Origin of the sequence: Methylobacterium sp. J-072 (assembly GCF_022829425.1) — a bacterium.
GTDB lineage: Bacteria > Pseudomonadota > Alphaproteobacteria > Rhizobiales > Beijerinckiaceae > Methylobacterium.
On sequence record NZ_JAKSYK010000021.1, the window covers coordinates 1 to 7157 of the forward strand.

Here is a 7157-nt window from a genome sequence, read left to right on the forward strand (position 1 = left end):
CAGCCGAAGGTGCCCTCATCCTGAGCTTGCCGAAGGATCGACCACCCGGCGCCGCTCCGGCACGACGTCCTTCGACAAGCTCAGGATGTGGGTCCTTCTGATCTGGATCCTTCTCGACGCCGCGGCGGTGCATGCCGTGGCGGCATCCTGATCCTTGGGGAAGACATCGAGGGGAAAACCGACGACCTCACACAGATCCTCATAACCGCTGGATCGACGTTCTCGCGGATCTGCGGTGTCACAGACAGCTCGTTCAAGAGCCTGCTGCTCGCGCCGTTGCTCGCGTCCTCGGACGACGAGGCGGTCGTTCTCTCGAAAAACAACTCCAGCGTGATCATGCGGATGTCACTCTCCGCCGGCGGCAATGCCGAAGCCGCCCGCTACCTTCTAGGCGGCGACGCCGAGGTCGCGATCTGGGAGAAGATTTGGGATCGATACGAGCCCGAGCAGCTGGCGTACGAGGTGCTTCTCGCTCCCCACCATTGCAGCTGGCATAGCCTCTCGTGGGACAGCTGGTCGAAAAAGCGGGAAAGGGCGCAGGTTTCTCAGAAGGCCCGCGACGCCCTTGGCCAGGCCGCGCCTGGAGCGCACATCCTCTCGAGCAGCTGCGAGATCAAGGAAGAAGAGAACGATCCTCCATGCATTCGGGCGAAGTGGGAGTATCTCGCGATCCTCAAGCCCGGGTGCGGAGCGTTCCGGTGCGTCGCGGACGAACCGGACGACAAGCCGCTCCATATGCAGGTCACCTACTACGGACCGAAGCCCAGCCGCTGGGCGACAGTAGCCGGTGGTGCTCTCGGAACAGGCGTCGGCACCGAGGCGCTCGGGCACGGTTGAGCCATGATGTTCATCGCCATTCTACGGGCAGTCAGGATCGCCAGAGCTCATCCTTCCGTCCGAGACGTCAGGCACGTCGTCCACGATGACGACGGCCCGATGGCAGCCGAGCTCGACATCTTCACTGAACTGCCTGCTGCGTGGCGCACGAACGGGATCAGTCCCAGCGGCGTGCGCGCTCTGGAAACCGTGACCATCCTCTTCCCGGCAAATTTCCCCACCATTTCGCCAAGAGCCTTGCTCCGTCTGGATTTCGACCGGAACCACCCTCACCTTCTCTCGACGCCCGCGGATCTCCCGCCGATGCCTTGCATCGTCCAGGGTCTTCCATCCGAGCTGATCCAGAGCAGGGGGTTCGAGGGGTACGTCGACCAACTGGTGGATTGGCTCGACAAGGCCGCGATGCTGGAGCTCAACAGCGTCGAGCATGGCTGGGAACCGGTCCGCCGCAACAACATCGACGACGAGATGATCGCCGACGGAGCAGCCTTGCGAGGGCTGGCCTGCCCGGCCGGCGGCGGCTTCGTTCGACGCACGCGCTTCCTGCAACTCAAGAAGCCCGGTGGCGCCCAGTACGTCCGACTCGTGACCGTCGCCGGAGAGCAGGTGGCCGTCGAGAAGGCGGCCTGCACGAAGCAGTATGTGAGGGATGAACTCTGGCAGGGCCAAGGCATGATGCTCGTCGTGGCGCCCGCCGACGTGGATGGTGCCCCGAGAGTCATCGACCAGCCGGTTCCCGAGACGGTATCGACCGTCGCCGACCTGCGGGATCGGGCCGAACTCTATGGGTGCCGGCGGGAGCTCGAGGGGAAGCTCGACCACATCGGCCTTTGCCTTGCGCAAGGGACGTTGACGCCGGCGCCGCTGGCGATCGTCTTCCTTGTGAGGAGGCCTTTCTCCGTCGTCGGGGTCGGATCGGATATCGAACTCTGCTCCTACGTGATCGATCTGGAGCCCAACGAGGATCTACTGAACGGCCGCGGTCGCGTTCGTCTCTGCGCAATCCGGGAGGCGATATCGATCGCCCTGCTGCGGCTCGCTTCGGGCGACGAGGTGGACTTCGAGCGGCCGGACTGGGCGCTCCTCGGCTGCGGCAGCGTCGGATCCAAGATCGCGTTGCATGCCGCGCGGCGGGGCCTCGGTCCCCGGATCGTGGCGGATCGCAGTCTCCTCTCTCCCCACAATTTCGCACGGCATGCCTTGCTGCCCGACGATGTCGACACCGGTCGGGTCTTGGAGTCCAAGGCCGAGGCGCTCGCGGTGGTGTTGCACCGACTGACCCAGCCCGCCTCGGCCGAAACGGAAGACCTGATTTCCCTGACCGAGACGCCTGAAGGCCGCTCTCGGATCGCGGGAGGGCGATTGCTCCTCAACACAACCGCCTCGACACTGCTGCGGGAGCATCTCTCGTTCTTGGATTGGGAATCGCGTCCGCGCATCGCCGAGGCGCATCTGCTCGGCGCCGGTGTGGCCGCATACGCCTCGATCGAAGGTGCCGATGGAAATCCCAACGCAAGCGATCTCGCAGCCGAGGCGTATCGCCTCATCGCAGAGGACGGCGAGCTGAGTGGGCCTGTCTTCAGCGCCAAGGCCGAAGCCGTCGAGATAGGCCAGGGATGCAGCTCCGTGACCTTCGCAATGCCGGACGATCGGTTGAGCACCCTTTCGGCGGGGCTCGGCAGCGTGGTCGCGGGATGGTTGAAGACGGAGCAGGAGGAAGGTGGCCAGGTCGTTGTCGGGAAGCTGGCCCAGGATGGCTTGTCGCAGAGCTGGCGACGCGAGGAGATCGAGCGCCGGATCGTTCTAGATGGATCGTGCGGACATCAGGTCCGGATTAGTCCCCGGGTCGATCGGTTGATACGCGCCGAGATCGCCTCCAAGCCCGAAGTCGAGACGGGCGGCGTCATCGTCGGACGCTATTCGCAGATCGGTAACACGTTTCAGGTCGTCGACATCATGCCGGCTCCGCCGGACAGCGTCTTCTCGGCGGAGAAGTTCACATTGGGAACTATCGGATTGAAAGCGTCGATCCGGAAACTGCTGAAGGATTCCGGTCGATCGATGTACCCATTGGGTACTTGGCATAACCATCTCGTAGAGAGTGGACCATCGACGCTCGATGCTCAGACAGCTGTTCGTTTGTCTATGCGCCAGTACTTCCCGGTTTTGTTGTTGATCGCACTTCCTGGAGGCTACACCTGCTTGACTACCGAAACCTTCCAGGACCGAACTTGAGTTGGCTCTCCCATCAAGCCCGACCGAGCCGTATCGATCCGGCGGGCGATCCGAGGCGCTAGATGGCAAAATCGCTGAAAGATCAAAACAATTGGCGTTTGTGGCTCATCGTGGTCGCGAACGCGATCTTCTTCTACGTCGTCCAACAGGCCAACGAGATGCGCTTCGACGGGCTGCCGGCGTTGTTTAAGCAGATCCCCAATCTTCTGCCGATTGGGCTCGCAGGCGTGGTGGCCACGGTCCTCAACACTCTTCCAACTGCAGAGTTGAAGGCGACGATTGTCTACTGGAGATGGAACGACGCTCTGCCCGGGCATCGTGCCTTCAGTAAATACGTGAACAGCGATAGTCGTATCGATCAGGAGCGGCTTCTTAAGGCGTACAAAGGAACGTTTCCTGTTGCAGCAACGGATCAGAATGCTGCTTGGTACAAGCTCTACAAGGTCGTGCGCAATGACGTGACGGTTTTGGATTCAAACAGAGTATTTCTTCTGCTGCGCGATTATGCGAGCTTAAGTTTGCTATTTATATCTATTTTCGGAATCTCTGCATTCCTGTTGATCGAGAGTAGAGTTGTGGCGGCGCAGTATCTCGGCGTCCTAATCCTTCAATACCTGATCGTGCGCATCGCCGCCGCGAACGCCGGTGTGCGTCTGGTGACGAACGTGCTGGCTCTCAAGACGGCAACGGGACGATGAAGCGGCGATAGTCGACGGATGCGCGGCAACGATTCAGTGTCGGCTTGCAGTCAGGGAGCTGGTAGGTCGGTCAGCATGCCAGTTCGATGCCGGATCTGCTTATAAGTCGCCGTGGTCTCTTACGATCGGCACCCCAGACACCGCGCCGATCCACGACTAGTGCACTGACTCAGACGGATGGTTCAGGGGCTCGATTGAGGGCGTCGAAGATGGCGGCGGCGGGCTTGGTCCAGACGAAGGGGCGTGGGCTTCGGTTGTGCTCGGCGATGTAGCGTTTGATGGCAGCCTGAAGGTCGACGATGCTGGTGAAGCTGCCCCGTTTAAGGCGGCGGCGCGTCAGCGTCGAGAAGAAGCCCTCGACGGCATTGAGCCAAGAGGCCGAGGTCGGTGTGAAGTGGAAGGTCCATCGCGGGTGGCGGGTGAGCCAGGCGTGTGGATCGGCGCCGAAGCATGACCCCGAAGTAGATGCAGCTAAATCTTTGTTCCAGCTACAAAAATTGAGGTTGAGGTGGGGTCAGGATCAGCGCTGATCGTGACCCCACGTTGTGATCCAATTCGAGCTTGATCTCAATAATTTAAGCTCATTTGCGGAAGGGGTGACGCTTCGACGCTGAACCACACCCTGCCGCACCGATCCTGGGCATCCCATAAAAAGGACCTCATTTTTTTCGAAAATATGGGCGTACCTGGCTGGGGCGCACATTTTTTCGGGCTCTAAAAGATCCTCTTTCCGGGCGGCCAGCACCCTGCCTTGGCCGTAGCGGGCGTGCATGCGAAGACGCCTATATACACGTCACTTCAAGCCCAACCTACATGATGACGACGCACATGCTTTCGCTCCGCGCGTCATCGTTATGATCGAGGCGGCTGGCTTGAATCGTGATGCGGTCCAAAGCTTGCGGTATCAGCGGTACCAACGCTGATCTCATGGTTGCCCCAAGGACAGAGCCTATGCGCATTCTAGTCGGCTGCGAGATGACCTACGAGTTTCCGCAGCCCACCCCCGTCATCGCGACGCTTAACGTCCACGCATCCCGCTTCTCCGATCTCGAACGGCCCGACTATCTGATCACGACACCCGCAGTCCCGTTGGATGGCTACCGCGACAGCTTCGGGAACTGGTGCAACCGTATGGTCGCTCCTGCAGGTCGCTTTACGCTCAAGACCGATACGATTGTGCGGGATCACGGCAGCGGCGATACGCAGGATGCTGATGCCCAAGAGATCGCGATCGAGAAATTGCCTTCTGATACCGTGCTGTTTCTGCTTGGCAGCCGATATTGCGAAACTGATCGCCTATCGTCCATCGCCTGGAATTTATTTGGCCATATCCCGCCAGGCTGGAGCCGTGTGCAAGCGATCTGCGACTACGTGCACGATCACATCACCTTCGGGTATGAGCATGCGCGCGCCACCCGGACAGCGTTCGACGTTTTTGAGGAACAGCAGGGCGTTTGCCGCGACTACGCGCATCTGGCGATTACTTTGTGCCGCTGCCTCAACATCCCGACCCGCTACTGCAACGGCTATGTCAGCGACATCGGCCTGCCTCTACCGCATGCGCCGGGCGATTTCGCCGCCTGGATGGAGGTTTATCTCGGAGGTCGCTGGCACACCTTCGACCCACGCAACAACAGCTCGCGGATTGGCCGGATCCTCATCTCCTACGGTCGCGATGCTGCGGATGTGCCGCTGACGCTCACTTTCGGAGCGAACAGTCTCACTAGGTTTCATGTAACGACCGAGGAAGCCCCGCCCCTACCCTGAAGTGCTCCGCAATAATCGACCCGGAGCGTGCCGTGCTCGGGGTGCATCCCGAATAGCAGCTCCGCCGTCCAGCCGAGCCGGTGCGCCTCGTCCCCGAACCGGGTGATGAAGTCCAGGCAGTTCTCCCGTATCGGGCTTCACCGGCTCGGTGGCATGTACCGGCAGGGCGAGGCGTGCGGGGAGATGTTCTCGATGTTCCCGTGCCAGATCGCGACGGGGTTCGGGAGCATGGTGGGGGCAAGACCAGCTGACATGCCGCCGAGCTACGGCAGGGCGCGGCTCTCGACCATGCGGCCAGAAGCGGGGTTGCTCAGCATGGGTTGGGCTGGGTCAAGCGCAGGCTTTGTAGCCGCCCCGCCCGGCTGCCTGCCGAGCTATCTCCAGGACACGATTGCGGCCTTGGTCGTCCTTGATCTCTGACCACAGACGCAGGAGGGCGAGAAGGTCGTTCGCGTCGTAGGCAGGCCGCTCGCTCAGGAAGCCGGCCACCGGCACATTGAGTGCGCGAGCAACCCGTTCCAAGGCGGAAGCGTGGCCGATGAGACTGGGATCAAGCGTGTCCATACTCGCGCAACGCGCCATCGAACGGCCGGATCGCACAATGTATTCAAAATACCGTTAGGCATACTGCCGAGGTGATCGGCCCGGCCCGACTCCGTGATCGGGGCAACGCAGTCTTTACCCTGGCCACGGCGGGCCGAAACTTGCGTGGGGCAGGGTGCGTACCGCGCCCATGAGCAGCGAACGCATCATACCGACCGAGCCGGTTCCCAAGCCCGAGGACACGCTTACCGAGATGCTGCAACCCGAATTTATTGCGGGCTGGAAGGCACTGGTGGGAGAGCCGCCGGCCACGATGCTCGAAGACCGCTCCGAGATGATCCGGGTCTTGGTGGAGAGCACCTCGATCGCCCCGCTGGACGGAGTGGACGTCGCGGTCGATGGCGATGAAGAGATGCCGGCTCAGTCGCCGCTATCCTCGGCAAGAGCGTCGTCGTAAGCGTCGAGCAGCCAGGCGAGAAGGTTGGTCCCAACGTCGTCGTTGAGACTGCCTATAGGCCTATCGGGAAGCTTTTGGGGCGACTGTGACCGCGCCTCAGCGAGCAGCCTGCCGGCCAGTTGCTCCAGCGCGTCGCCGAGTGGCACCGGCATTTGATCGGCGGGCATGGCTGCACCCCTTGATGGCGTACCAGCCGGCTCGGCCCCGCCGCCCGATCTGATCACGGGCTGGCGAGGGAGTTCGTCGATCTCACCGGCGTTTGCGTAGGGTGCCGGGATCTGGTTAGTGCGCCGTCATGTGAGCTGGCGGGGTCTTGTGCCGGAACAACCCACACAGAGTCCGGAAGGCCAGAGCGTCTGCTTACGACCGATTTCGTTGAAAAACTCGTTGGCGGCCGAGATCGGAGAGGGGCGGGATGAGCCCTCGCCCTCGAGCTGGGTGTCGCCAGCCGGTCAGGCCGGGCTCGGCTGCGGGATCGGGAGGAGCTTTGCGAGCTTCCTCAGGTTCTGAGCGGCGGCTGCGAGGTGGAACTCGTCTCTTGCTTCGTTCGGCCCTCGCAGCCGGAGGCGGTCCAGCTTCAGGATACGCTTGAGGTGGGCAAACAGCATCTCAACCTTCTT

General features: G+C 61.7%; 7 protein-coding genes and 1 pseudogene. 5 read left to right on the top strand and 3 right to left on the bottom strand.

Features of this window, described 5'->3' with window-relative positions:
• Positions 1 to 87 precede the first annotated feature (87 nt).
• The 3 genes from MKK67_RS01180 (at position 88) to MKK67_RS01190 (ending at position 3770) form a co-directional block, all read left to right on the top strand.
• On the top strand, positions 88 to 837 hold the full coding sequence (locus tag MKK67_RS01180) for a hypothetical protein (protein ID WP_243961184.1): 750 nt from the start codon (positions 88 to 90) through the stop codon (positions 835 to 837).
• 99 nt (positions 838 to 936) lie between these two features.
• Positions 937 to 3072, top strand: a complete 2136-nt coding sequence (locus MKK67_RS01185) for a thiamine biosynthesis protein ThiF (protein ID WP_243961186.1) — start codon at positions 937 to 939, stop codon at positions 3070 to 3072.
• Positions 3073 to 3134: 62 nt separating this feature from the next.
• Positions 3135 to 3770, top strand: coding sequence for a hypothetical protein (locus MKK67_RS01190; RefSeq protein ID WP_243961188.1), 636 nt, complete (start codon positions 3135 to 3137; stop codon positions 3768 to 3770).
• A gap of 169 nt (positions 3771 to 3939) precedes the next feature.
• Here the strand turns inward: MKK67_RS01190 and MKK67_RS01195 are convergent.
• Positions 3940 to 4200: pseudogene (locus MKK67_RS01195) on the bottom strand (IS630 family transposase); the annotation flags it as partial.
• 521 nt (positions 4201 to 4721) lie between these two features.
• Between MKK67_RS01195 and MKK67_RS01200 the strand changes: the two are divergent.
• Entirely contained in the window at positions 4722 to 5537 is an 816-nt protein-coding gene (locus MKK67_RS01200) for a transglutaminase-like domain-containing protein (protein ID WP_243961190.1), read from the top strand.
• Positions 5538 to 5867: 330 nt separating this feature from the next.
• On the opposite strand, the gene MKK67_RS01205 is transcribed toward MKK67_RS01200, so the two are convergent.
• A complete protein-coding gene (locus MKK67_RS01205; RefSeq protein WP_243961192.1) occupies positions 5868 to 6101 on the bottom strand; it encodes a hypothetical protein in 234 nt (77 codons plus the stop codon).
• Between the two features lie 169 nt (positions 6102 to 6270).
• Here MKK67_RS01205 and MKK67_RS01210 point away from each other — a divergent pair, with 169 nt between their 5' ends.
• Positions 6271 to 6537: a hypothetical protein gene (locus tag MKK67_RS01210; RefSeq protein ID WP_243961194.1), complete on the top strand. Its 267-nt coding sequence runs from the start codon at positions 6271 to 6273 to the stop codon at positions 6535 to 6537.
• Between the two features lie 452 nt (positions 6538 to 6989).
• Here MKK67_RS01210 and MKK67_RS01215 read toward each other — a convergent pair.
• Positions 6990 to 7157, bottom strand: a 168-nt coding sequence (locus MKK67_RS01215; RefSeq protein ID WP_243961196.1) for a transposase, incomplete at its 5' end; no start/stop codon positions are given.

Coding starts and splice junctions, on each gene's coding strand:
- MKK67_RS01210 (WP_243961194.1), top strand. CDS start 6,271: ATGAGCAGCGAACGCATCATACCGACCGAGCCGGTTCCCAAGCCCGAG.
- MKK67_RS01190 (WP_243961188.1), top strand. CDS start 3,135: ATGGCAAAATCGCTGAAAGATCAAAACAATTGGCGTTTGTGGCTCATC.
- MKK67_RS01185 (WP_243961186.1), top strand. CDS start 937: ATGGCAGCCGAGCTCGACATCTTCACTGAACTGCCTGCTGCGTGGCGC.
- MKK67_RS01200 (WP_243961190.1), top strand. CDS start 4,722: ATGCGCATTCTAGTCGGCTGCGAGATGACCTACGAGTTTCCGCAGCCC.
- MKK67_RS01205 (WP_243961192.1), bottom strand. CDS start 6,101: ATGGACACGCTTGATCCCAGTCTCATCGGCCACGCTTCCGCCTTGGAA.